At 70.8% G+C, this 26717-nt stretch carries 16 protein-coding genes; 12 read left to right on the top strand and 4 right to left on the bottom strand.

The window, feature by feature from the left end; translation table 11 throughout:
- Window positions 1-55: 55 nt before the first annotated feature.
- The gene (locus AB0C03_RS27760) at window positions 56-1540 is read right to left on the bottom strand and encodes a S9 family peptidase (protein WP_357639843.1); all 1485 of its coding nucleotides are present in this window, start codon (window positions 1538-1540) and stop codon (window positions 56-58) included.
- A gap of 560 nt (window positions 1541-2100) precedes the next feature.
- Here AB0C03_RS27760 and AB0C03_RS27755 point away from each other — a divergent pair.
- Window positions 2101-2496 (top strand): VOC family protein, encoded by a 396-nt coding sequence (locus tag AB0C03_RS27755; RefSeq protein ID WP_210857636.1) that lies wholly within the window; start codon window positions 2101-2103, stop codon window positions 2494-2496.
- Between the two features lie 86 nt (window positions 2497-2582).
- Here AB0C03_RS27755 and AB0C03_RS27750 read toward each other — a convergent pair whose 3' ends face one another.
- Window positions 2583-3935 carry an FAD-binding oxidoreductase gene (locus AB0C03_RS27750; protein ID WP_357639840.1) on the bottom strand — a complete coding sequence of 451 codons (1353 nt, stop codon included), beginning with the start codon at window positions 3933-3935 and terminating at the stop codon, window positions 2583-2585.
- 47 nt (window positions 3936-3982) lie between these two features.
- On the opposite strand from AB0C03_RS27750, the gene pdxR reads away from it, so the two are divergent.
- The 10 genes from pdxR to AB0C03_RS27700 all read left to right on the top strand — a co-directional run bounded on the left by pdxR (window position 3983) and on the right by AB0C03_RS27700 (window position 24413).
- On the top strand, window positions 3983-5446 hold the full coding sequence (pdxR, locus tag AB0C03_RS27745; protein ID WP_357639837.1) for a MocR-like pyridoxine biosynthesis transcription factor PdxR: 1464 nt from the start codon (window positions 3983-3985) through the stop codon (window positions 5444-5446).
- Between the two features lie 1342 nt (window positions 5447-6788).
- Complete coding sequence (locus AB0C03_RS27740; RefSeq protein ID WP_209444531.1) at window positions 6789-7562, top strand: hypothetical protein; 774 nt, start codon at window positions 6789-6791, stop codon at window positions 7560-7562.
- A 777-nt stretch (window positions 7563-8339) separates the two neighbouring features.
- Complete coding sequence (locus tag AB0C03_RS27735) at window positions 8340-9179, top strand: alpha/beta fold hydrolase (RefSeq protein WP_156057446.1); 840 nt, start codon at window positions 8340-8342, stop codon at window positions 9177-9179.
- On the top strand, window positions 9176-11470 hold the full coding sequence (locus AB0C03_RS27730; RefSeq protein WP_357639834.1) for a caspase family protein: 2295 nt from the start codon (window positions 9176-9178) through the stop codon (window positions 11468-11470). Before AB0C03_RS27735 ends, AB0C03_RS27730 begins: the two co-directional genes overlap by 4 nt.
- On the top strand, window positions 11467-20523 hold the full coding sequence (locus tag AB0C03_RS27725; protein WP_156057444.1) for a hypothetical protein: 9057 nt from the start codon (window positions 11467-11469) through the stop codon (window positions 20521-20523). Before AB0C03_RS27730 ends, AB0C03_RS27725 begins: the two co-directional genes overlap by 4 nt.
- Before the next feature lie 119 nt (window positions 20524-20642).
- The gene (locus tag AB0C03_RS27720) at window positions 20643-21170 is read left to right on the top strand and encodes a DinB family protein (RefSeq protein ID WP_209444530.1); all 528 of its coding nucleotides are present in this window, start codon (window positions 20643-20645) and stop codon (window positions 21168-21170) included.
- A 125-nt stretch (window positions 21171-21295) separates the two neighbouring features.
- On the top strand, window positions 21296-22180 hold the full coding sequence (locus tag AB0C03_RS27715) for a hypothetical protein (protein ID WP_030330922.1): 885 nt from the start codon (window positions 21296-21298) through the stop codon (window positions 22178-22180).
- Window positions 22173-22673 (top strand): SigE family RNA polymerase sigma factor, encoded by a 501-nt coding sequence (locus tag AB0C03_RS27710; RefSeq protein WP_030330920.1) that lies wholly within the window; start codon window positions 22173-22175, stop codon window positions 22671-22673. The genes AB0C03_RS27715 and AB0C03_RS27710 overlap by 8 nt, the downstream gene beginning before the upstream one ends.
- Window positions 22674-22888: 215 nt before the next feature.
- Window positions 22889-23497 carry a hypothetical protein gene (locus AB0C03_RS27705; protein ID WP_030330919.1) on the top strand — a complete coding sequence of 203 codons (609 nt, stop codon included), beginning with the start codon at window positions 22889-22891 and terminating at the stop codon, window positions 23495-23497.
- 49 nt (window positions 23498-23546) lie between these two features.
- Complete coding sequence (locus tag AB0C03_RS27700; protein ID WP_051708322.1) at window positions 23547-24413, top strand: serine hydrolase; 867 nt, start codon at window positions 23547-23549, stop codon at window positions 24411-24413.
- Window positions 24414-24459: 46 nt separating this feature from the next.
- Here the strand turns inward: AB0C03_RS27700 and AB0C03_RS27695 are convergent, their stop codons facing one another.
- Complete coding sequence (locus AB0C03_RS27695; protein WP_081883784.1) at window positions 24460-25554, bottom strand: carboxypeptidase-like regulatory domain-containing protein; 1095 nt, start codon at window positions 25552-25554, stop codon at window positions 24460-24462.
- A gap of 232 nt (window positions 25555-25786) precedes the next feature.
- Here AB0C03_RS27695 and AB0C03_RS27690 point away from each other — a divergent pair, with 232 nt between their 5' ends.
- A complete protein-coding gene (locus tag AB0C03_RS27690; RefSeq protein ID WP_030330914.1) occupies window positions 25787-26194 on the top strand; it encodes a nitroreductase family deazaflavin-dependent oxidoreductase in 408 nt (135 codons plus the stop codon).
- A 36-nt stretch (window positions 26195-26230) separates the two neighbouring features.
- On the opposite strand, the gene AB0C03_RS27685 is transcribed toward AB0C03_RS27690, so the two are convergent.
- Window positions 26231-26716: a MarR family winged helix-turn-helix transcriptional regulator gene (locus AB0C03_RS27685; protein WP_247680078.1), complete on the bottom strand. Its 486-nt coding sequence runs from the start codon at window positions 26714-26716 to the stop codon at window positions 26231-26233.
- Between the last annotated feature and the right edge of the window lies 1 nt (window position 26717).

The raw sequence follows: 26717 nt of genomic DNA, 5'->3' as shown, positions 1-26717 counted from the left end.
GGTAGCGGCCACCGGTGGGCGGAACCCCTGGTGGCGGGCCGTACGGCCGGCGGACTCACTGGCCGAGCAGGGGAGAGGAACTGTCGTTCTCCTCGGGGTGGTCGTCCATGGAGTGCCCGCTCTGGCCAACGGAGCCGCTGCGACCGCGCACGTGCCTGATGAGGAACTCGCCGGCATCCGCGAAGGCCCTCGCCTGGTTGTCGCGGCGAAGCAGGCCGTGGCCTTCGTCTGGGAAGACCTCGTAGCGCACCTCGACGCCACGGGACCGAAGCCGCTCGACGATCTGATCGCTCTCCTGCCGTGGTACGCGAGGATCGTTGGCGCCCTGGACGACCATCAGGGGCGCTTGGATCCGGTCGGCGTGGGTGACCGGCGAGCGCGCCATCAGTCGATCCGCATCGGCTTCCGGGTCACCGATCACCGCGGCCACCAACGAGCGCCACGTCGGCGGTGACGCTTTGGCCAAGGTGACCAGATTGCTCGGTCCATAGAAATCGACACCGGCGGCCCAGTTCAGCTCCGACAGCCGGCTGAGGCACGACAACACGGCGAAGCCGCCGTAGGAGGCACCCATGACGCCGATGCGATTCGGGTCGATCCACTCCTGCGCCCGCAGGTACGCGACGGCGTCAGCGAGGTCGGTCAGATCGCCACCGCCCCAATCGCGGTTGACGAGGTCGGAGTAGGTGCGGCCGTAACCAAGAGAACCCCGCACGTTGGGAGCGAAGACGCCGATGCCATGTGCCAGGAGATACTGGTAGAAGCCGTCATGCATGTAGACCGGCAACTCCTGCCAGGCCGGACCACCGTGGATCGAGATCAGGACACCGGCTGGTTCCGGTCCTTCAGGACGGTAGAGGTAGCCAGGGATCTGGCGGCCGTCCTGCGCCGGATAACGAACCAACGTCGGCTCCCGGAAGGTGGCGGAGTCGGCCGCGACCGGCCGAACGTTGCTCAGCCACCTGAGCTCTCCAAGCTCCAGATCAATCAGGAGAATGTTCCATGGTCGGGTTGCTGTGGACAGCCGCAGCACGACGAACCGCCCGTCGCCGGACACGGTGAGGCCGGTCCCCGTGCCAGCTGGCAGTTCCGGCATGCGGATGTCGACGCCGCTGACGAGGTCACGCCCGCGCAGTTGGGAGAAGCCGTCGACGTTGACGTTCCAGACCAGGACCCGGCCGTCCGCCGAGAGAGCGACCTCCTCCACATCCCAATCCGGGGTGTCCAGCCAGGTGAGGGCGCCGCTTTCGGCATCCATGGTCGCGAGCCCGGTGAACTCCCGACCGACGTTCGACAGCACCAGAAATCCGCTGCCGTCTCTCAGCCACGGCCCCAACCAGTAGGTCGCCACATCGTCGTACGGCGTCAACGATCGCGGTTGGGCACCGTCGACAGTTATGAGATGGACCAGGTGGTCGCTGTTGGTGGTCCGCCATTCGGCGAGGGTGAGCCGGGACCCGTCGGGGGACCAGTGCCCGGGGTAGACCCTGCCGCCGCCGGTGTAGATCCGGCGTACCTCATCGGTCGACAGGTCGTGCACAAGCACGTCCTGGTCGGCCGGATTCCGGTCGTTACCGCAGTAGGCGATGAACCGGCCGTCGGGGGAGAACGGGTCGCCGAGGGCAGCCGAGTACTGCACGTCCGGCGCGTCGGTTAGCTGCACCGTGATCCCGCCAGCAGCGTCGACCCGGTACAGCTGCGTGTTCTCGTCCCCGCTGTCGTCGGCGAGGAACAACAGCCATTCACCGCCGGGATGCCATGCCACCCGACGGACCGTCGAGTCGGTGCCGGCGGTAAGACGTCGCGTGTCGCCAGTCGACAGTGCTTGGGTGACCAGGTTGAATTGTCCGTTGGCGTCATCGACGTAGGCGATCGAGTCACCATCGGGAGCGATCGCCAGTGTCGGCAGGAATCTCACGCCTGACTGAAAGTCGCGGTATCCGGACACGTGGTGAATCCTAGACACTCGATGCACTCTGGCGGCGGCACCGACCAGGCCAGCTACCCGCCGCTCAGCGCACTGCGGCCGACATCGACACCCACGCCAGACACCTGCTGCCTGCCCTCAACGCCACCCGAACCTCACGGAGAGATGCCGCCATGACAGCGACTGAGCAGCACGCCAGCGTCCGATACATCGTCGATGACGTCCAGGCGGCCATCGACTTCTACACCACCCACCTCGGCTTCACAGTGCACACCAGCGCCGTGCCCGCCTTCGCCGACGTCGTACGCGGCCCGCTGCGGCTGCTGCTGTCCGGGCCGGCCAGCTCCGGCGCCCGCGCCACCCCCGACGACGCCGCGGACGCCGGACGCAACCGCATCCACCTCATCGTCGACGATCTGGATGCGGAGATCGACCGACTACGCGGCGACGGGGTGTCGTTCCGCAGCGACGTGATCGCCGGCCCCGGCGGGCGCCAGATCCTGCTCGCCGACCCCGCCGCCAACCTCATCGAACTGTTCCAACCCGCCCACCGCCCAACCGCACAGTGACCTCCACCCGGCGCGCGTCGAGGCGGTGACCCGCCGGTGCGCGGTGGATCCTGCCGGCGGGCGTCGGCGCTGCCAGGGGGTACGCGCTACCGGCTGTGGGGCCGGATGTTGTGGTTGAGGTGGAACACGTTGTGGGGGTCCCAGACCGTCTTGAGGGCGGTGAGCCTGGCGAGCTTGGCGGCCGGGTACGCGCGGCGTACCCCGTGTTGCCCCTCGTCGGCGGCGAGTGAGTTGACGTAGACGCCGTCGGCGTACGGGCGCAGTGCCGCTCCGGCACTGCGCGCCGCTGCCATCCGAACGTCGTCTTCGGCCGGATCGGTCCAGCGGGAGCCGGCGCCGAATTCGAACGTGGTGCCGCGGTGACTGAACGCCGCGTCGGCATCCGCGACGTCAGCGATCGCGCCACCGTGCGCCTGCAGGCCGACGCCGGGCAGGTGGGTGCCGGCGTGCAGGTCTGCCGCACCGCGCAGCAGGAACGCCTCGATCGCGGCGGTGGGGAACCGCCGCAGGTAGTGCGCGCTGGAGTACCGGCGGTAGGCGTGGCCGCCGACGGTGTCGTCGCGTTGCTGCAACTGCAGGTATGACGGGGTGGTGACCCGCTCAGCGACCGGGCGCCCGAGGGCGCGCATCGCCGGCAGCAACCGGAGACCCGGTGCCGGGTCGCCGACCCACACGAAGCCGACGGTGGCGATGGGGCCGCTGGCAGTGTCGTGGACATCAGCGGTGAAGGTCGCCTGCCGTGGCGCGACGGCGTTGAGGTCCCGCCAGCCTTCGAGCACCGGCACGGCGTCCTCGGCGCGGAAGTCGAACTCGGCCACCAGGGTCCGCGTACCGATGTGGTGCAGGTGGAAGTCGAAGTCGGTGACGATGCCGAAGTTGCCACCCCCGCCGCGCAGGCCCCAGTAGAGGTCGGGGTTCTCGGTTCGGCTCGCGGTGACCACCTTCCCGTCCGCGGTGACCATCGTGTAGGAGGCGACGTTGTCGCAGGCCAGACCGTGCTGGCGGGCGAGCCAGCCCATGCCGCCGCCGAGGGTCAGGCCGCCGACCCCGGTGTGCGAGACGTTGCCGGCAGTCGTGGCGAGGCCGTACGGCTGCGACGCCCGGTCGAGTGCGCCGAGCAGCGCGCCACCCTGGACCCGGGCGCGTCGCCGGATCGGGTCGACCCGAACGCCGTTCAACGGGGTCAGGTCGATCATGAGGCCGTTCGCGGGGACGGCGAAGCCGGCCACGTTGTGCCCGCCGCAGCGTACGCCGATCTCCAGGTCGAGGTCGCGGGCCAGGCGCACCGCGGCCACCACGTCGGTGACGCTCGCGGCCTGCACGATCATCCGCGGCTGCCGGTCAACCATGGCGTTCCAGACGGTGCGGGCCGCGTCGTAACCCGGATCACCGGGGGTGAGGACGCGGCCGTCGAAGCGGGGACTGGTCGTTGTCGTCATACATCTGAGCCTGATGGAAATCGGTACACCCGGTAAGGTCCGATTCCATGGGGCGGATCAGGACCAATTCGAGCACCGCGGAGGACCTGCTCATCCATGTCGACCGGTCCGCCGCCGAACCGCTGCACCGGCAGATCGCCGCCTCGATTCGGGGCGGCATCCGGGCCGGCCGGTTGCGTCTCGGAACGTCACTGCCGCCCACCCGCACCGTCGCCGCCGATCTCGGCGTCGCCCGCGGCGTCGTCGTCGAGGCCTACCAGCAACTCGTCGCCGAGGGCTACCTCACCAGTCGGGCGGGCGGGTACACCCGGGTCGCGGTCGAGCCGGCCCCACCGCCGGCAGGTCGGAGCGGCGCTGACCAACCGGCGGCACAGATCGACTTCGGGTACGGCCGCACCGACGTGTCGTCGTTCCCACGCGCCGCCTGGCTGCGTTCGGTGCGAACGGTCCTCACCACCACCCCGAACGAACGCTTCGCCTACCTCGACGGGCGTGGCGTACCCGAACTGCACGTCGCCCTGACCGACTACCTCAACCGGGTCCGCGGCACATCCGCCCGTCCGGAGAACGTCGTGATCTGCAGCGGCTACGGCCAAGGCGTCGCGCTGATACTCCAGGTGCTCGCGGCGCGCGGCGCGCGCAGGCTGGCCGTCGAGGACCCGTCCGCAGACGACGATGCCCGCCTCGTCGCGGCCGTGGCCGGCCTGGACGTGATCGGCGTCCCGGTCGGGCCAGACGGCCTCCTCGTCGAGGAGCTGGAACGGACCGACGCGGACGTCGTCGTGCTGACGCCCTCGCACCAGTGGCCCACCGGCGGCGTCCTGTCGGCCACCGCGCGGGCCCGGGTCATCGGCTGGGCGCAGCGCCGCGGCGCCGTGGTGATCGAGGACGACTACGACGCGGAGTACCGCTACGACCGGGCGCCCGTCGGCGCCATGCAGGGGCTGGCACCCGACACCGTCGTCTACTGCGGCACGGCGAGCAAGACCCTGGCGCCGGGGCTGCGCCTGGGATGGCTGCTCGCCCCGGCACACCTGGTCGACGAGATCACGGCGGCCAAGGTACGGGCCGACCGCGGTTCTCCCGTCATCGACCAACTGACCTTCGCCGACTTCCTCACCCGCGGCGAATTCGACAGGCACCTGCGGCGCATGCGCCCGGTCTACCGCCGCCGTCGCGACGCACTCCTGGCCGCGCTGCGCGCACGGCTACCCGAACTGGAGCCGGTCGGTGTCGCGGCGGGCCAACACGTCGTGACCTGGCTCCCGCAGGACCTCGACGAGGCGTCGGTCGTGGCCGCCGCCGCCCGGCGCGGACTGGTCGTGCAGGGCGTCTCCCGGTACCGCGTGAGCCCTGCCGGGCTCGGCGGGCTGATCTTCGGCTACGCCACCCTCACCGAACGCTCCATCGTCGACGGAGTGGAAGTCCTGGCCGACGCGATCGCAGAGGTCCGTGCCCAGGTCCGCCCTCAGGTGCCCGCCACCGACAGTGGCGCGGTCGCCGGTTCCTGAGCGAGGCGCGGTTTCCGGGTTAACGGACAGCGGCGAGGGCGGCGAGTCCGCCGGCAATGACGGGGCGCGGACCACCGGGATCGCGGCTGCCAGCGGGGTACCCGCGTAGATGCGGGCCCCTTCTACTGTGAGGACATGTGGTGGTATCTCCTGCTCGCTGGCATCGGGCTCGCCACGGGCGGCACAGTCCTGCTTCATCGGCGCAGACGCCGTCGGCCACAGACCGCCGAGGAGAAGGTGGCGGCGGCGCGGTCCGCCATGCGCGCGATACGGCGTAGATCGCCGCGCCCTGGTCGCGACATCTTCGAGCGGGGTCGAGGTGTCCCCGAGCGCTATTCCGCCGCCATCGCGGAGAACGCTGTCTATGGCGACGCGGCGAACTTCGATTCAGGTGGTGGCGCAGGGGGAACGCCCTGACCAGCGACGTGCCGCCGGACAGCGGATCATCGAGACGAAGTTCTCGCAGGCGCGGCAGAGGCCGGAACACGGTGGGGTTGTCGGAAGGTTTCCGCCGCAGTGGGGACCGGTCAGGTCTGGCGGGTGGTGACGGGCCGGCGTAGTTCGGTTACCAGCGACCGTACCCATGGCTGGCGCATGGTGGGTTCGCCGGTTATCGCGGCGGTAAGCCCGGCTCGCCCTTCGGGCGAGCGGCCGTAGGCGACGATGGCCACGGCTTCGGCGAGGGCGGCCAACGCTGCTGTCGGGGGAGCGGCCGACGAAGTAGAGGTCCGCGTCGGCGCTGCGGGCAAGGACCTTGCCGGCGCACTCGAGCAGGTCGGGTAGGAACCACAGATCGGGCTCGGGGATAGCGTCGAGGAGCGCGCCGAGCTGGGCCGGAGAGACAAGGTCCCACCGGAACGGACCCGTCGGTGGCGGTACTGCTGTCACAGCCGAGACCCTATCCGGCTGCGCACCTCCACCCCTTGGCCACCAGCGGTCGCCCATCGCAATCGCCCCACAGGACCACAACCACAGACGACTGTCGATGTTGCCCGAGCGGCCGCAGGTGTGCTGAAATGGCGACCATCGCTGCAGCGTGGGGGCAACCGCGCTGGGAACGGTCAGCGCGGGAGCAGCACAGTGCTGGCAGAGCGCCGCCCCGGCGGACGCGCGCCGCACCGCCGAACCATCTCCACGACGACGGGCAGATGTCCGCCGTACGTCAATGCGGCCACGTGTTCCCACCGGCACCGAGGCGTTCAACCTCCGACACGTCGGAGGCGTCCCTCGCGTCACGACGACGGACCCGAACCGGTGACGGGATGAGCAGCGATCGTGATGTCCGAAAGCACTGATCCGGCCCTGCCCGCGCGGTAGGGACCCAACGCCATGAAGGATGACCATGCGCCGTTCCCTCGCGGTGATCACCGCTGCCCTGATCCTCGGCACCACAGCCAGCAGTGTCCCGGCCGGCGCGTCGGGCGCCTCCCACCGCTCGTGCGCCGGTGGCCTGCTCTTCTGTGAAGACTTCGAGCGCCTGCCGCGAGGTGGCGCCAGCACGTTGGACTGGGGCGTCGACACCCGCAACGGCACGCTCACCGTCGAGCGTGCCCGCCACGGCAACCAGGTGTTGCACGTGCACACGGTCGACAACGGGCGGGCCTTCCTGCGGGTCGACGATTTCGCCGCGCCGGGCAACCGCTTCTATGGCCGGATGCGGCTGCGCGTCGATGCGTTCCCCACCGCCCCCGACTGGGCGCACTTCACGCTGGTGGAGGCGACCGGCACCGGTAGTGCGGAGGTCGTCCGGCCGGTCGGCGGCCAGTACGCGCCCACAGTCCCCGGCATCTTCTGGGGCGTGGGCGCCGACGGTGGCCCGACCGGCGACTGGACCAACTGGCGGGAGTCCGCCCCTGTTGCCGAGGACACCTGGCAGTGCTTCGAGTGGAAGCTCGACCCGACGGACAACCGCGTCACGGTGTGGATCGACGAGGTGGCGATCCCGGGGCTGAGCGCGTCGACGACCGATCACGGCGGCAACGACGTGCCCTTCGTCCTGCCGACGGTGAACACAGTGAAGATCGGCTGGCAGCTCTATCAGGGCGGCACCACACCACGCGACTTCGACCTCTGGATCGACGACATCGCGCTCTCCACCAAACGACTGGGCTGCTGACGTCGTTCGTCACCGGGGGCGTCGAGCATCTCGTCGCCGGCGCCCCCAGGACTGCCGTCGGCTTTCCGACTCACCTGCTCGGACGCTCACCGCTCCGGTCAACGTCGCTGCCTTTGTCAGGCACCGTCATCATCCGACGCGGCCCAACCGTGCCATCCGCGTCTCGCGCTGATGCGCGTGCACACGACTCCCACCTGCGACTACGTCAGGTGACGCCGGTGCCCGGCGGGTCAGACCGGCACGACGACCTGGACGGCCTGTGTGCCGTCGCCGGTCCAGTTGACCTCGAAATGGCCGTGACCTGCGCCCCGCCGGGACCGGTCATGGGGTCGAAAACATCGCCCAATCAGACGTTTCTATGCCGAGTCCCCTCCAATCACAATGGTTCCCTTGGACACGGGGGGTGATCGCCGCATGACAACTTTGATCTTCGTGCACGGTACGGGCGCGCGCACCTCACGGTACGAGCCCGTGCTCAAGAAGTTCGATGCGGCGATGCGAGACCGGTGTCCGGACACGACAGTCATCCCGTGTCTCTGGGGTGACCGGCTCGGCTCTCCGCCACCGGCCCCGCACAGGTCCATCCCCCGATACCGGCCGAGCACCACCGCACAGTCCCCGGTGTCCGGGTGGCCGACCGCCCGATGGACCATCCTGGACCTGGATCCCTTGCATGATGTCCGGGTCTGCGCGGCGGTCAGCGCTCGCACCCGTCCGGCGCCTCGCCTGCCGGGGCAGCTCAGTAACGCGGACCGCATCTCCCGTGCGGTGGCCCAGATGTCGCAGGCGACCACGCTGAACGAGGATCTGGTCGCGACCGGGCTCGCCGAGGGGTTCGACGTGGCGGTGGACTCGGTGCTGCGTTCGGCACCGGCCCGCGAGGCGATCGCCCAATCCCAGGGCGACGCCGCCTGGGGTGAGCTGGTCGACGCGCTGGCCGAAGCGATCATCGCGGAGACGCTGCGCCACCAGTCCACCACGACACGCCTGGTGCCCGCCGATCGGCGGCGGCTCGTCGAGTCGGTGATCGACGCCTTTCAAGGCGGTCAGCTCGGCGTACTGGGCACAGCGGCCAGGATCAGCGCGGAGCTCGCCATGCGGATGGGTGGCGCGTGGGCGCTCGACCACTGGCGCGGCTCGCTCAGTGACAGCGCCCACCCGTTCGTGGGCGACGTCCTGCGTTACCTCGCCCGCGGCGAAGCGATCCGGCGGCTCATCGCCGACTGCGTCCGGGACGCGGCCGGTCCGGTCGTCCTCGTGGGGCACAGCCTGGGCGGCATCGCGGCGCTGGACACGCTCGTCCTTCGGTCGCTGCCCGCTGTCGCGGCGCTCGTCACTGTCGGATCGCAGGGGCCGCTCCTGCACGAGATGGGCGCACTGCCGAGTCTCGACGCCGGCGAGCCGCTGCCCGGCTCGGTGCCCCGCTGGCTCAACGTCCACCACCGGCGGGACCTCCTGTCCTACCTGGCCGAACCGATCTTCCCGGGGCGGGTGGAGGATGTCGAGATCGCCGGAAACGAGGTCATGCCGGAGGCCCACAGCGCCTACTTCGACCGGAAGGACTTCTACGACCTGCTCGCGTCACTCGTCAAGGAGGTGGGGAGGGCCGCCCCATGACCACCGCGCCGGCTCTCGTACCCGGGGGCCTCTCCCAGCGGACGTTCGCACTCGTCGTCGGGGTGCAGGACTACCCGGATCTCGGCCCTGACTTCGCCCGCAAGGGCATCGCCGACGACGCCGTCGGCTTCGCCGAGGTCCTGTTGAGGTTCGGTGTTCCGGCGGCCAACATCCGGCTCCTGCTGTCGGCCGAGGAGATTCCGCCGATGCCGCACGGCCTGGAGGTCGCCGGTCCGGCAACGTCCGCCGCAGTTCGCGCGGAGATCCTCCGGTTGCCGCAGCACGACGGCGACCTGCTGTGGGTGTTCTGGGCTGGCCATGGTTGGTACGCCGACCTGCAGTCGCGTCTCCTCCTCGCCGACGCCACAGCGGCACACCAGATCAACATCAGCTTCGAGGAGTTGGTGACGCTCTGCGGCTCCGAGTTCCTGCCCGGCTTCGGCCGGCAGGTCTTCACCGTGGACGCGTGCCGCCTGCCGAACGCGCGGCTCCCGAGGGCCGAGTCGCTGCCGGAGAAGGACGAGGGCAAGAGCGAGTGCTGGCAGGCGATCATGTACGCGGCACCGCCCCGTCGCGCCGCCGGGTACTCGTACGGTGACCGTGGCGGGCTCTTCTCCCGTTCCCTGTTGGACGCGTTGAGGCGGGCCGACACGGCGGTGTGGCCCCCCTCGCTCGCCGACCTCTCGACCACGGTGCTGGCCGGGATGAAGGACCGGGGATCGTCCGACAGCGAGCCGACCACCTGCTACTTCAGCCCAGAGACCGGAGTGAACGAACCCGGCCGCCGGCTTGTCGCGGGCCCGGCGGCCGACGCCACCAAGGCCTACGAGCTGGCGGGGTACGTGATCCCGTCCGGCTGGTCGCCGGGTCGGCTGGTGCCGGGTTGCAGCGAGCGTACGGCGGTCCGGCTCGACCTGCGGTGGATCCTGGACCGGACACCGGCCCACGGCGTGGTGGCGGAGCCGTCGAATGCCGACCTGGCGACCGACCTGAACGACGCTGAGCTGGTGCTTCGGGAGCACTCCCGGATGACCGTCACGCAGCGTCGATGGCTCACCGTCGAGCCGGCGCGGTCGGGCGATCCATGGCGGCTGTCCGACGCCGACTCCGCGTTTCTCGACGCGGGCGGTCCTGACGAGGATCGCGCCTTCGTGCTCCGCGTCGACGTCGAGGTTGCCGCGGAGGGCCCGGACGCCGCGACGGCGAGCCTGTGCCGTGCCTGGATGGCGTACCTTCGGGACCGCTTCCCCGCGTCCTCGGTCGTGGTCGCCGTACGGGCCCCGACGCCGGTCGACGCCATGCTCACGGCACAGCGGTTGGCCGAGGTGCTGACCAGAGACGGGACCGGTTGGTTGACGGTGACCCGCTTCCGGCCGGGCGAGCGGCCGACCACCGCCACCCCGCTGCCGTCGGGCAGCACCCCCGCGACGCCGGTGCTGCCCGCTGTCGTGCACCGGCTGCGCCAGGAGGCCGTCCGACGCGGGCTGAAGCCCGTGCTCCCGCCGCTGCCCGGCCACGCCGGACCGGACCTTGACAGCGTTTCCCCTTCGCTGCTGGCCGATCTGGTGATCAGCGAGCTGGAGGACGGCGACGGCCGGGTGGCGGAAACCGACCTGATGTGTGCCGTCCGCGACTTCCTGCCAGGCTGGTATCCGCAGTTCCTGACCGCTTCCGGCGCCCGGCGCACCGGCGCCGGCTGGGTTGCCGGGCTGACCGTGGCCTGCGCCTTCGACGCCGACGTTGGCAGGTGGCTGGACTCAATCGGTGATCGCCGGGTGGCACCGACCGACCTGCCCGCCCCGCTGACCGAATCGGTCGTCGAGGCGCTGGTGCTGGCGGCCCTCCGCGATCCGGCCGCGCGCCCGAAACTGCCCGGCTGGCGGTCCGCCTTCGCCGGCCGCGCCATAGCGGACCTGGTCCGGGTCATGGCCAGCCGCCCCGCCACCCCCGGCGACGGGGACGGCACGTCGTCGGCACCGACACCGGCCGAACTGAGCCGGGAAGCGGCACTTCTCACCGGGCGCATCGGCGTGGCCGCCGCGATCGTGCGCGCGGCCCGACCCGCGGACCGGCTGACCGACGCCTACATGGCTGCCCTGCGCGCCTGCCCGATGAGCGCGGATCTGATCGAGCTTCTGACCGGGCCGCCGGACGTGCCGTCCGCCGTGGCGATGGCGGTGGGACTGCGGCCGGTGGACCCCCGCACCGAACAGGTGCTCATTGACCGTATCGCCGAACTCAGACGCGTCCTTCACTACCTTCCGGCTCACCCCGACGGAGAGTGCGCATGATCGAGACCTGGTACTTCTGTTCGGCGGTGCACGCGTCGCCGCATCACGCGGAGGCGTTCATCTCCATCACGGAGGCGCTCACCTCGCGACACTCCGGCGCTGACCTGCTGAACGCGGCTCTGCGTCAGCTCGCCAACTGTGAACCGGCCATGCGCCGGTACGCCGCCCCGCAGGTGCTGGCCGTCGCCGTGCGGCCCGGTGTCGAACCGGGCACGGCGGCCCTGGCGCGCAGTGCGCTCGACGACACGCTGGCAGTGCTGGACGCATCGATCCGTACCGCGGTGGCGCAGGCGGTGGAAGCCATCTTCACGGCCCGGTCGGCCGAGACCGTCGCGGGTCACCTGTCGGAGGCGGCACGACGAGCGCTGGCGCGCGTGCGTCCCGGCCGCGCGGCGCACCCCTATCTCGACATCGAGAGCTTCAGCTCCGAGGTGGTGGTGCTCGCCGCCTGCGTCGAGGCGGCACGGCGCATCCCGGCGTCCGCGCGACTCGTGGTCGACGAGACGATCGGCAAGCTCAGCCGGGACGCGCTCGCCGGTCACTGCGGCCGCCGAGCGCAACTGCTCGCCGTGGAACTCGCCGCCATGGTCGGCGACGAGCTGATGAGCTCCGACGACGTCGTCACCCAACTCCTCGATCCGCGCATCGGCGCGGCGTTCCAGGAGCCGGACCTCCTTGCCGCGATCGCCCGACTCACCTTCGGATTCCCCGGGACGTCCGCTCCGGCCGGCCCGGCGCCCGGTGCGGCCGGCCTGATCTCGAACGAGGTCGTGACGCTGTCGCACCTCCGCCGGCTGCGGCGCGGGCGACCCGATCCGTCGACCGCGTCGGAGGTCCTGTCGCGGCTGGGACTGTCCGGTCAGCATCCGGCCACCATCGCCATGGTTCTCTGGCAGGCCGTCCTGGACGAGCTGTCGGCCGACATCGATCCGCAGGGGACGGCGGACGCGCTGGCGCACCGGTGGATCGCACCCCACCGGGAGATCAACAAGCCGATCCGGGTACGGATCCCGCTGCCGACCCACGAACTGAACGCGTGGCAGACGAGCGCGGCGTCGCTCGCCCGACTGCGGACCGGGAACGAGAAGCCGGTGGAGTTCATCGTCCGGTCCGGGCCCCTGCAACTGTCGAGCTGGTTCTCCGTCGCCGTGCTGTCGCCGTGGTTCAACCGCCAGAACAGCGCGTACAACGCCCGCTTCACCCGAGATCCGGACGAGCAGATCAGGGACTCACTGTTCCCGATGGGTGGTGACTCCGTCCTGCTGCTGCGGCTGATGCTCGCGGTGTGCACCGCCGTACGCCTGCTCCGCAGCGTCGAGGCCGGCCGGGCCGAACATCTCGCCGCACTCGTCCTGCACGCCGCGGACGTGCTGTCGGACACCCGGCACCGGGCCTTCCTGAGCGAGCTGGCGTACCGCCTGGAGTCGCCGAACCCCTCGATGTCCCTCCCGCTGGCCGGGCTGGCTCTGCACACCTACCGGGAATACGAGCGGGCCGGAGACGGCAGGTACCCCCAGATCGAGCCGTCGGTCTTCGCGGATCTGCTGCTCGCCGACCACCACGAGGAGGCGCTGCCACAGCAGGAGCGGTGGTTGCGCGGCCGACCGGGGGTGTCCCTGGTGACCGGCTGGATCGAGAACGCCCTCAGCGGAACGGTGCCGGACCTCGACACCGGTGGCCAGGGGCGATGGCGGCAGCCGGTGGCCGGTGGGCTCAGCCTCGCCGAGCGGGTCCTGATCCGCGCCGTCCAGATCCTTCCGCCATCGCTGACCAAGCGACCGGCAGCCCTGTTGCGGCTGCACTTCCGGCGTGCCGAAGAGGGCGACGCGCTGACGCCGTGGTACGAGCGCGACGTTCATCCGTCCCGCGTCTCGAACCAGTGGGAGGTCCTGGCCGTTCCGCCGCTCACTGCCGACGGCTGGCGACGCTACCCCAGTCTCGTCAACGATCGGCACGGCGTCCAGCTCGCCCTGCTGACCGAGCGTCTGGCGGCCCTCCTCACCGAGCCGGACGTGATCTCTGAGGCCGAGCGCACCGACTGGGTGGAGCAGTGGCGCACCGCGATCAACGCCGTGACCAAGGTGCGCGAGCTGTCCCGGCCGGTCCGGATGCGCCTGCTCGCCGCGCTCGCCCAGGGCATCGGGGGCCACTCCTGGCAGCGGTTGGTCCTCGAGGACATCATCGACACCGAGATCGAGTTCGGCCTCGGCACCCCACTCGACCGCTGGCTCATGTTCGACCGGCTCGGACCGAAGGCGGTGCTTCCGCCGTACCTGGCCGAGGCTCTCCGGCATCGTCTGCTTCGCGGCCTGTACCAGCGGCAGTCGGTGGACCAGCAGGAGCGCCTGCTCAACAACCCGTGGCAGTCACTCGGCGTTCGGCGGAGCAACGCGCTGCTGACCATGCTGATGCAGCGACTCGTCTTCGAGCTCGGTCCCGCCGACGTCGTCATCGGTGGGCACACGCTGTCCGACTTCGTCCTGCAACTGTGGCAGGACGCCCATCAGAACCTCCGCCTGACGGAGCTGAGCATCCCGGTGGACGAGGATGAGGGGGCACACGGCCTGGTCGACCCCCGGCTCCTCGCCGGGCTCACCGTCGACCCGGTGGACGGCGTGCTCCGGGTCCACTCGCGACGATCGCCGCAACTGCGGACCTTCTCGGGGGCGAGCGTCGAAGACCCGTTCCGGCTCTCGCCCGAGCAGTTCGGGCGCCTGCTCGGAAACGACCCCTCGTACGTCATCGGCATGGTCTGCGCGGCCAAGGACGGTCAGGTCTGGGTGAACTGCGGTCTGGCCGACCCGCTGGCGGTGCCGCCGCCGGTCGACGCCGTCCGGGTCGGCGACCAGGTGGCGGTTCCGCTGCGCCGGAGCATCGCCGGACCGGCGGCAGCGGGCCCGATCGAGCGGTTGGCCTCGTTGCCGGTCGTCGGCGACCTGCGGCCCGCGACGATCGAGCGGCCGGCCACCGGACGCCTCGTCGTCCGGGTGGCCGACGCCATGCCGTTCGATGTGGCGGCCCTTCCGCAGCAGGCGCGGCGGAGCTGGGATCCCGATCTCCTCGGTGAGCTGGAGGAGCTGCCGGTGGGCGAGTACCCGGCCCTCGCGCGATGGGAGGGCGAGCACTGGCTGCCCGTCGACCGTGAGTACGTCGAGTTCCTGGCGATACTCACCGGTCGCGGCGAACCGGCGCCGATCCGGCTGGTGGTGGTCGAGCTCGTCCGGCAGGGCCGCTCGATCCGGTTCTCGGCCGGCCCCGGCTGCAACGTGGTGCTGGACAACCAGGTCTGGGACGACGGTGACCGCGCGGACCTCCTCGCCGCCGTCCGCGAGGCCGCCGGTGACCCGTGCGGCCTTGTCGTGACGGCCGATCTGTACGGCGACGACGTCGGCGCGCCGCGACTGCGCCTGCGTCGGGAACCCGGCCGGCCGGCCGAGGATGCGCTCGACGTGCGCGCGTTGCGGTGGCGTGACCTGTTCCGGGACGGCTCGGACCACGAGGCGCGCCTCGTCGACGGCACGTGGCGGTTCGACCCCCGGTTGGCGGACCTTCCGGACGTCGTCGTCACCGGGCTCGACGCGCCCGGAACCCTGTGCCGCTTCACCCCCTCCGCCTGGGGGGAGGAACAGCAGCGGCGGCGGCAGGTCGCCGGGCGGGTCGTGCCGGCCCGTCATCTCAACCTGCCGGATCGGCCGGATCGGGAGCTCTTCGAACGGCTCGTCGATCTGGCCGACGGGCACGTCGTTCAACTCCGCACCACTGTGGCGGAACCGCAGTGGGGCATGCGGCGCGGCTACACCGTCGAGGGGATCGCGGTCGACGTGGAGGCGGAGTCGATCTGGCTCGGGCCGGTCTCCGCCCGACACCGGGTGCATCAGCGCCTGCGACAGAACCGTCAGTCCCAGGTCTGCGACGTGCGGACCTTCGAGTTGCCCACCGGTGACGGCGAGCCGGCGCCGGTACCCAACATCAACCTCACCGCGGGTCTCGCCGAGGCCGACCGGGAGGCTGGCGAGGACGCCCTGGTGCGGCAGCACGAGTTGCGCGGCATCGTGGTCGACGCGCCGATCACCCGGAGCCGGGCCGACGTCTACACGGTCCTGCTCGACCTCGGAGTCGACATCGCGGTCTGCTCTCTGCGCCGGGAGAACTTCGACCGCCCGCCGACCGACGTCGGCGCGATCGTGCGTGGCCGCCGTAGCCGGCACGGCTGGATCTTCACCGCGTACCGCCGGCGTATTCGCGTCCGGGCGGTCTGGGAGTACCAGAACGAGGTTCCTCCGTCGGACGCGATCGGCCTCGGCGTCGTGCAGTGGCGAGGACAGCGCAAGGCGCTGGCCCAGTCGACCAACCGGCCGGTCCTCTACCTGTACGACGACCTCTCCGCCACGGCGCATCTGCGACCGGTCGGAGCTAACGGCGAGGAACCCGCGCTGAGCGCTGGCACTGTCGAGATGTCCCGGGTCTACCCGGACCGCGACCGGCGTCGCATGGCGGTCCGGTATGCGGACCGGCGTGGATCGGCCGAGGTGCACGGTGAGACGCGCTACGTCCAAGCCGGTCCGTTCTCCCGGGTCGTCGGTGTCGACGTGGCGCTCGAGGACGTGGATCCGGGACATGTCGTGGTCCGGCGCAGCTTCAGCCTTTCCACCGGGGTCGCGCAGCAGCCAGCCGCCACCCCCGCTCCGGGGCAGTCGAGCACCGACGGTTACTACCGCTATCTCGCCGGTGAGCGCTCCCCGCTGACGGCGACGCTCAGCGGCTCCACGGTGACCCTGCAGACGGAGTGGACGGTGCCGACGCCCACCGGAGGGTCGACGTGGCAGATCCCGCTCGCCGAGGGCGAGGAGCCCTGGGTGGCCGTCGCGTACCGCAGCAACGATGTGCGGGTCGTTCTGCTGGAGTTGGCCGGCGGCGTGTTCGCCAGCTACCGGACCGCGCCCGCGCTCTCCATGGCGGAGTTCTTCCGGCACTTCCAGCGACAGGGCATCCGCCTCGGGATTCGTTCGGATCTGCGCGGGGCGCGGCTGCACTACGTCGACCGCCGGGAGACGGCGCAGGGGGTGATGCACCGGTTCGAGTGGGGCTACGGCCACACGCTGGAACTGAACGAGCAGGCCCTCACCATCGACGGCAGACCGGCGGCGGACAACGCCGTCTCCCTCTTCCACGGCGACTTCGTCACCGACGTCCTGATCGACCAGCGTGCCGGCACCCAGGACCTCGTCCTGGACATCCGGATGGAACACATCCGCTGGGGTTGGTACGCGCAGCTCCACCGGGAGGCCGCCAACCAGGTCATCCACCTCGCCGACATCGTCGCCGACCAGGACGGTGGCCGCCCGCGCATCAAGGCGCTGCACGTCCGCTGGCGCAAGCAACCCGCCGACGGCCCGGTCTACCGGGACACCCAGACGGTGGTGCTGCGCCGGTTGCGGCTGGCGCCGGAGGCCAGCCGCCGCATCACCGACGCCTGGCAGGCGGAACGGCGCGAGGCCCGGCCGGACCGCCCGAACCAGGCGCTCGTCCGGCTCGACGTCGACAAGTTCAGGCGCAGCGGTGGCGCGCAGGTCGAGTTCCACTTCATCAGTCCGACGTTCGACAACGGTGAGCTTCCGCAGGGATGCCGCCTGTTCCTGACCGCTGACGAGATCCGCCCGCTGCCCAACGACGTCGCCCTCACGCTGCGCGGTGGCGATCTCATCGGCGGCGGATCGCGGACGGGTTTCGAGGTCGCCGTGCTGCGCCGTGACTTCTCCCGCCGGCAGGCGCTCCTGCAGCACATCCACCGCAACGCCGAGCCGGGAACCCACCCGCTGCGTGGCGCCGTCTACCTCGTCAAGCTGACGCGCATTCATCCGGCTGACAATCGCGCCGAGGGCTCGATCGTGGGCGGCCCCGGACGCCCGCACGCCGCCCTGATGAGCCGGCTTGCCAACGACGAGACCCCGTGCTTCGCCACTGTCGTACGGCAGGGCGACCGGATCGAGTTCGAGGTGCGGCCGAACGTCGTGTTCCGTTTCAGCGCCGATGCCGTCGCCAACGCGGACGAGGCGCGCAACGGATCGATCGTCCGTCTGCTGCGCGGGCCAGACCGGTCACTCATGGTCCGTCAGGCGCTGCTCGGTGACGCGGCGTATCTGCCACGGGAGGGCCGGCCGGTCCAGCTGCTGCCGATGCAGAACCTGCTGAGCCGGCGCGATGACGGCGCGACAGCGCTCGGCCGGGGCTCGTACACCGTCGTCGGCCTCCCGTCGGTCATCGTGCCGGCCTCCCGTCGGGGGCGTACCCCGGACGCCCAGGCCCGGGAGCTGATCGCGACGCCACATCCGAAGCTGGGCGTCGTCCGGCGGGAAGCCCACAACTCCTACCACCTGGAGCGGATCGGCAGCGACGTTCGCGTGGGCATCCTGCGCCGCGAAGCCGATGGCACCCTGTCCGCCGCTGGCCGCGACGCCGACGGGGTCGCCTGGCGTACGCGGGTCCGTTGGGCCCAGGTGTCCTTCTTCGACCGTGGCGCGAATGGAATCCGGGAGTGGTGCGACAAGTCGTCCTGGGAGTATCACGACAGCACGACCGGGTACCGCCAGGGCGAGCGACTGGAGACGGTCACCACCGAGCGACTCAATCCGTCCGCCACGGTCTGGACCGACCCGGTGTTCCTCGGCAGCGGCGGGATGCTGCGGTACAGCGCTGACGAGCTACGGCAGTACGGTCTGCCCGCTACCGAACTGGTCGACGGCGGCGCCGGTCGGAAGGTCGGCCGCCCCCGTACCTACGCGGTGGGTGGCGTCACCCACCGCGGCGGCCGTCCGAGTGGCCTCTGGGTCGAGGTCGCTCCGGGCCGCCTCATCGAGGTCACCGGTCCCATGCTGTCCACACCGGACGGAAACAGCCTCGACGGTATGGACTGGTCGAGCTTCGCCCCCGGCGACCGCGTCACCCTGTCGGTGCAGCGGCACGATCCCACCGAGATCGGCGGCCTTGTGCTGCACGAGTGGATCGCCGGCCCCCGGGGCGCGCTGGGGCGGCGCGCGCTGCTGCCGATCGGGCAGACCGACACCGCCCGCCGCAGCGTACGGGTGGGGGTCGGGATCTGGTCGGCCACCCTGCCCACCGAGCCCGACGAGGCTCACCGGAAGGACTCCCTGGTCTGGCTCACCGACCGGAACGAGGTCACGTCGGCTGGCGAGAGACCTGTGGTCGGTCGCGGTGACACGGTCCTTCTCGAGGAGGGCGAGGCCGGCCTCAGCATCGTTGGCCTGCCGGATCGTGTCCCCGTGGCGGCCGGGAGCGACTCCATGGCGGGATGGCTCGTCGCGGCGTTGAAGGATCCGGCGGATCGTCGGGCGCTGTTCGAGCTGTGCGGGGGTGCTCTGCCGGTCACGGTCGAGGTGGTGGCCGGGACGACCATCCGCTTTTCGCGGCGCCGGCACGACCGCGACCTGAGCCCGGGTGAACTGACAGTGCTTCAGCCGCTCGGTGTGCTGCCGTCCGGTGAGCTTCTGCTGCGCCGGGGATTCCGGCTGGCTGTGGGTGCCGTCGGTGACCTCGTTCCGGGCCTTCCGCTTCCCCTGGTCGACCAGGCCATCCAGACGATCCGTCGCACGCGGCAACCGCTCTGGGCGTACGCCGACCGGTCGGCGGGAGTCCGGCTCGGGTTGCCCGACGAGCCGAGCCGACCCGCCGAGGAGATCACCGTCAGGCCGGTGGGAGTGATCGGCACCGGTGCCGACGCCGGCATCATCTGCCTCGAACGGCGCACGAACCGGCCCCGCTGGCTGCCCGCCACCGAGGTCGGCTGGACGCCACTGGACGCCGAGCACCTGCACCACTACCTGGGCCGACCGAACAGCCGGCAGCGACTGCGCGAGCTGTCCTGTCGGCTGCTGCCGGACGGCACCGTCTCGCTGGTCCGCACGGCGGCGAACCTGCAGCGCTTCGAACAGCTGAGGCTGGGCGACCCGCTCCGGGTGGAGGTGATCGGCGAGGAGGCGACCGAACGTCTGGCGGACGGACGGCACCGGTACATCGTCCGCGCGTACATGTCCGACATCCTGCTCGACATGCGGCTGGAAGGGTCGGCTCCTCCGCTGACCGCCGAGCCCCGCCTGTGCGAGGTCGACAGGCGTCTTCTGGACCGTGGTTCCCCACGAATCAGCGTCTGCGACCCCGACCGGCGTCACCTCGCTCTCGACCTGCCGGCGTGGCTGATCCCGCAGGCGCCGGACCGGTCATCCGCGGTGGATCCGTCGGCACGGGGCGAGTACCAGGCGTTGCTGGCCGGGGCGGGTGCCGTCGTACACGGGGACGCCGGGCCCAGTGAGGACCACCAGGCTTCCCTCGGGCGCTGGCTCGCGAGCGACGCAGCGGCGGCCTTCGGGCTGGGCGCACCCCGGGACATCGAGCTGGCGCCCGCGGTGGCAGCCGCGCTGCTGCTCGACGCAATGCGCGGGCACCCGTCGGTCGGGGCGACCGCCGCGGCCGCGGCCGTCCACCTGTGCCGCCAGTTGGCGCTGCGGGCGATCCGGTCCCGGCACCTCGAGCCGCTCCTGCACGACTGGATCGGTGACCCGGACACGGCGGTCAAGACCGACCTGTGGCGGCGGTTGGATCAGGTGAATCTGGGCCCGGTGCTCAAACCGGCCGATTTCCGGACCATCAAGGACGTGCAACGAGGCATTCGGGCCCGAACCGCCCTCCGGCCGGACCAGGCGCTCAGCATCGTCATGGAGAGTCTCGCCGCGAGCGCCGGCGCGCACGTCAGCTATGACGAGATCGAGGGGTACGAGGGCGTACTGGGCAGCGTCGCCGCGCTGGGCCGGCCGCTGGCGCCGTCGCCGGGGCAGGTGACGGCGCAGCGGGAGCTTCTCCCGGCGCAACGGGACGCGCTCGGGCGGGTGTTGTGGGGATCGGTGCAGCGATGGCATGGCCTGACGCTGCTTCCGGTCCCGCCGATCGTGCAGGATCCGGACTGCGCCCGCAGTGCGCAACTGCTCGAGGGTCTTGTGGGGGTGATACCGGCAGCGGAACCACCGGCCAGCCAGGTGTGACGGGCTGAGCCCGTCCGCCACGACGCTTCCGATCGACATGCCGTGCCTGTCGATCGGAAGAATGTCGCCCCGGGTTGTTAGCGTGCCGCATTCGCCGGCGGGAGGGCGGACGAGGTGCCGTGCCAGCCGTCATCATGCTGACCAGAAAGGGCGTGGACCGGGTGGACGACGCTGAGAAGAACGCACTGTTGATGTTCCTGGAGGCGCAACGTTCCAGTGTTCTCGCGATTGTTGACGGCCTTGACCTCGACGCTCTGACCACCGCGGTGCTGCCCTCAGGTTGGACGCCGCTGGGTCTCGTGGAGCACCTCGGCTACGCCGAGCGACACTGGTTCCAGGAGATCGCCACCGGCTCCGTCGAGCCGCTGGCCTGGCCCGACGACGACCACACGCCCCTGACCACCCCACGGCCACCGTCGGTGGTCTTCGCGTTCTACCGGGCACAGTGCGAGCGTTCCAACACCGTCGTTGCCACGACGCCACTGTCCGCGCCGGTGCGCGGGCGTCATCCCGGTTGGCTCGGCGACGAGGTCACCGACCTGCGGCGCATCATCCTTCACATGATCGAGGAGACCGCACGCCATGCCGGTCACCTCGACGTCGTGCGCGAGCTGATCGATGGAAAGACGGGGCTCGGACCTCGATAGCAGTTCCCCCTCGACCGTCGCCGAAAAATTTTCTGGGAAAGGCGGTAACCAAATCAGCTGACCAACCCGTCTGGTCAGCGACGGATCACCACAGCGGGTGGTCGGCCGGGGGAGGGGTTCGGGACATGGGTGACGTCCGTGTGCGTTTCACTGACGATTTGGCCCGGCACCCCGCCCCGCCGTTGGGTGATCTGGTTCAGCAGTCGATGGTCCAGGGCCGCCGGCTGCGCCGTCGGCGCCGCCTGGCACAGTTCGGCGCGGGCGGCTCGGCGCTGGTGATGGTGCTGGTGGTCGGGCTGGCTGTCGGGCCGTTCGGCGTCGGCGCGAATGACGTCGGTCCACCAGGCGGCGCGGCCGGTGGCTCGCCGGCCAGGCCGGTCGGCTCCGCCCCGCCGTCCCCGGTTCAGCGCTCCGATGGGCCGCCGGGTCTGATGGGCGTCGACGACGAGGGGCGGGCGAACCCCTTCCGGGCGGGCCTGCCGACTTCCTCGACCACGGTGATCGGCACCGTGCGGATCGGCGTGGTACCGGACGGTGACCTGCTGCCCACCACACCGCAGGGGGCCCTGGAACTGCTCACCCGGCTGCTGCCCGAGGGCAAGACCAGCGGTTACGCGAGTCTGCAGGGCAGTGGGGCGGGCCCCAGCACGCCGTACGTGCAGCTCTACCTGGATCGGGGCGCTGGCCCGGGGATGCTGCGGCTCTCCGTCTACCAGGGCGGCCTCGGCGGCAACCCGGCCCCGGGGACGGTGGAGCTGACCGAAGTGCCCGACAACTGCGTACAGAACAAGATGGTCACGGTGCATCACCCCGATGGCGTCCAGGTCAATCTGATGATCTCGACGTGTGTGGACTGGGGCGCCAAGGGGACCTTGCCGGCACGACCCGTCCTGTCCGTGGACGAGGCGACCGCTGTCGCCGCGAGCCCGATGTGGGGGACGAAACTGCCGGCGGAGTTCGTCGTCACCGGTTCCAAGAGGTTCCCGTCGCTGGCCCGGTCGAATGGCTGACGAGGACTTCGTCGAGTTCGCGCAGGCTGCCGCTGGCCGCCTGCGCGACGCGGCGTTCCTGATGTGCCGCGACTGGCATCTCGCCCAGGACCTCACCCAGACGACGCTGGCCAAGGTGTACGCCAACTGGCGACGGGTCCGCCGCGCCGACGACCCGCACGCGTACGCCCGCAAGGTGCTGCTGCGGTGCCTGATCGACCAGCAGCGTCGTCGCTCCAGCCGTGAGTTGGCGATGTCGGCTCCGCCGGACCGGGGCGAGGAACATCCGGCCGAGCTGCGCATGACGCTGCTGGACGCGGTCGCCACCCTGCCGTTGCGGGATCGGGCGATCATCGTGCTGCGCTACTGGGACGACCTGAGTGTGGAGACAGTCGCCGAGGTCGTGGGCGTCTCCGCCGCGGTGGTCAAGAGCCAGAGCATGCGCTCGCTCAGTCGTCTGCGCGAGGTGCTCGGCGAGACCCGGGCCGAGCTGTTCGCCGAGGAACGGCATTGATCGGTCCGGCTGCGGCCGACGTGCGACGGATCCCGCTGGTGCCGGGCCGCGCCTGTCGTACGGCGGCGAATGACCCACCACGCGCGGTCGTCACGAACGCGACCCACGGTGGCGAACATCTGTGTTGGGGGAGGTCCATGGTGTCCGTATCGAGCAGCGGGAGGGGCCGAGGCCGGCCTCGCGGCGAGGGCCGCGGCTCGGCCGCTGTCGTCCCGGTGATCCTGACCGCGTTGGTGCTGAGCGCCGCGGGGTGTCATCGGGGGGAGCCCGGCGTCGGCCCCGCTGGGCGGCACACCGCGAACGCGGAACCGGGCGGCTCGGGCATGCTGCTGGGGGCCGGCGAGCTGGGTTCGGACTGGCGCGAGGACGACGCGCGAACCGGTCTGCCGCCCTGGCCGTGGGAGCAGGACAACTGCCCCAGCTATCAGAGCAGCGACTACCCGGCCAAGTCGCATCGGCGCGCGGCCGTGCAGCGCTACTACCGGCCGTCTGACGGCTCGTCGCAGGCCCATCACGTCGTGGAGACGTACGAGCCGGGATGGGCCGAGCGGAATGTCGACGATGTCCGTCGCGTCCTGCTGCGGTGCGCGAGCTACCTGGCGTTCGGCTCGCGGGTCGCGTTCGACGTCGTCGATCCGCAGTATCTCGACGGCACCGGCATGCTCATTCGAGGTCGCATCGCGCGTGCCGACGCCCGGACCACCGTCAGGTGGTTCGTGATGCTGAGACGAGGCGAGACGGTTTCGACGGTCAGCGTGCCCGATCCGGGCAGCCGGGCCGCGGTGGACGTCATCGCGGCGAGGGTGGTGGCCCGCCTTGGCTGAGCGGAAAGGCCGGCAACTGCCGCGCCGGTGGGTTGTCTCCACTGTCGCCATGTCTCTCGCCGGTGTGGCGACGGCCGCCTTCGGCGCCACTCGCGATCGCCTCGGCGACCACCCCGGCCCGTCAGTCGGTCCTTCCCCTGCCAGTCCGATCCCCACCACACCGGCCGTCGACCGGGTCGCCGAGGCGAGGACGCGCATCGAGGCCTACGTGGACCGCTTCGACGGCCACCTGGCGGTCGCGGCACTGGACCGGCAGGGAACGGCTGCGGTGACGGCGGGCACCAAACGCTTCGAGACCGCCAGCATCGTCAAGGTCAACATTCTGGCGGCCCTGCTGCTGCGTCAGCGACCGCCGGGCAAAACCCTGGGGGCGAACACCCGGCGATTGGCCGAGGACATGATCGTGTCCAGTGACAACGATGCGGCGGTGGCCCTGTGGCAGCGAATCGAGGGCTCGCGCGGCCTGACCGCCGCGAACCGCGCGTTCGGTCTGCGGGAGACCAAGCCCAACTCGCACTGGGGGCTCACCACGACGACGGCCGCCGACCAGCTCCGTCTCCTGACCGCGCTGACCTCGCCGACCGGACCGCTGACCCCGCAGGACCGTACCTTCATCATGGGCCTCATGACGAAGGTGATCCCCGAGCAGCGATGGGGGATCACCGCCGCCCGAGAGCCGGGCAATCGTTCCGTCTACGTCAAGAACGGCTGGGACACCGCTGACGTCGACGGAGGTCGTTGGTTGGTCAACAGCATCGGACGGATCGTCGAGGCCCGTCATGACTGGCTGATCGCGGTGCTCTCCGACCATCACGTGAGCCAGAAGGCCGGCGTCCGGGTTGTCGAGAAGGCCGCCACGTACGTGCTCAAGGAGCTGCGTGCCGCCACTGCCGACGATGGCCCTGCACAGGGGTAGGCCACCTCACCTGGCACGCCGACGGGGTGACGGAGAGCGCGGTTCCTCAGCCTCGGTAGCCGTTCTGCTGGGTGCCACCCGACGGGGGAGGGCCGTACGAGCCCGGGAACCCGCCGCCGACGGGCCCGATGCGCAGCACCGCCGTCGGAGCGTCGGCCATGCTCCCACCGGTCGGCGTCAGCAACTCGGTCGTCGCCGGCGTACCCGCCTCCGGTGCGTTCCTCCGACGCATCACGACCAGTACGAGCGCGCCCAGGCCGGCGGCGACGAGTAGGCCGCCGAGGAGGAAGAACGGCGACGTACCGCCTGCCTCGTCGCTGACGGCCTTGAACGTCGGTGGCGCAGCCTCCGGGGTGCCGTCGCCCGCCGCCGCGACCGGGCTCGCCTCCGCAGCGGGCGACGGGGACGCCTTGGTGGGCGCTGCCTCCACGGCGAGGGTCAGCCGCACGGTCGCGACGTCACCGGCGCTGCCCCGTACGGTCGTGCGAGCGGTGCGGTAGCCGTCCTTGGTCGCGCGGACAGTGATGGACCCGGCGGCGATCGTCTTGCTGGCGCTCGACGTGATCGAGAACTGGCCGCTGGAGCTGCTGGTCGTCCGGTATTCGTGCCCGGCGCTGTCCTGGATGGTCAGGGCCACGCCGCCGATCGCCTTACCGTCGGCGTCGCGGACCCGGCCGGAGACCCCACGCACGCCGGCCGCCGGCTTGTTCTCGCCCGACGACGCCGCACCCGGGCCGTGGACGTAGACCATCTTGTGGGCGTAACTGTTCTGCCCGGCAAGACGCACACCGACCGAGATGTTGAGGCCGGTGATCTCACCTGGGCGAGCGTCGGGGGCGACGAGCGTCGTGTCGAACGTCTGACTCCGGCCGGGCCCGAGGTTCGGTTCCACCCGGCATCCGGAGGTGCATCGCAGGCCGCCGCCGATCACCACGATGGCCGTCTCGGCCTTGCGTCCGTTGTTGGTGACCCGGTAGCGCAGGCGCACCGTGTCGTTGGGTTTCACGTTCTCCGCCGACACGCTCAGGATGCTGACGGTCTCCGGGGCCGCCGTCGCGGGTGCCGCCGACACGGCGAGCGTCCCGCCGGTCAGCGTGATCAGTGCGGCCACGGTCCAGCGGAGACGTAAGCGCGTCGTCACTTCCCACCACCTTCTGTACAGCGAGCAACCCCGTCGATGGCACCGCGGGCCACTATGCCCTGTCCGGAACGGGTTGCGCGACCTACCCCCGACGGCAGGGCCGGGAGACGCTGCCCGGTGCCACGTCCGCACCTGTTGTGAGCCAGCGCCCTGCGTTGTCGCCGTGCCAAGCCCGGCCGAGACTGTCAGTATCGTGGTTTGTGGAGCCGGTCCGCGTGAGCGAGGAGAAGGCATGAGTGACTGGAACGACAAGATCATCGCCGAGTTTCGCGCCAACGATGGGCAGGTTGGCGGCCAGTTCGCGGGCGCGCCGCTGCTGCTGTTGCACACGGTCGGTGCCAAAAGCGGCCAGCCTCGGGTGAACCCGATGATGTACCAGAAGGTGGATGGCGGCTACGCCGTGTTCGCGTCCAAGGGCGGTGCGCCCAGCAATCCGGACTGGTACTACAACCTGCTCGCCAATCCGCGGGCCCAGGCGGAGATCGGCACGGACAAGGTCGAGTTGGTAGCCAGGGTGGCCACCGGGGACGAGCGCGAACGGATCTGGAGTGCGCAGAAGGCCGCGTACCCCGGCTTCGCCGACTACGAGCGGAAGACCGCCCGCCAGATCCCCGTCGTCGTACTGGAACCCGCGCCGTAGCCGACCCCGGTCACCCCACCCGCGACCATCAGGGCTTCACCGGGCGTGACCGGGCAGATCGCCGCGCAGGCGGTCCAACTCGGCGAGGTACATCGCCTGCATGCGGTTGTAGTGCCGGACCAGCAGTTGGACCTCCTCGGCGCTGTAGCCCTCGATGAGCCATTCCGCCCGCTCGGCGAACCGCTCGTACGGTCGCTCCAACTCGGCGACCCGGTCCGGCCGCAGGGTGACGATCACCCGCCGCCGGTCGGCCGGGTCGCGCTCGGTCGTCACGTAGCCGGCCTGCTGGAGCCGGCGGAGCATGCTGGTCACCGCCCCGGTGGTGAGGTTGGTCCGTTCGGCCACCTGCCCCGCGGTGGCGGATCCGACGTCCGCCAGGTGGTCCAGGCATTCCAGGTCGCTCACGGTGAGGCCGAGCCGCTCCGCGATGGCGTACCGGAACACCATGGACAGCCGCGACATCTCCCGCCCGGCGCGCATCAGCTCGGCGATCGCGGAGGCGGGGGCCGGCTCGTGGGACATG

This window comes from Micromonospora parva (genome assembly GCF_040649675.1).
GTDB lineage: Bacteria > Actinomycetota > Actinomycetes > Mycobacteriales > Micromonosporaceae > Micromonospora > Micromonospora parva.
Note: the sequence above shows the minus strand (reverse complement) of the source record. Positions and strands in the feature narration are given on the sequence as shown.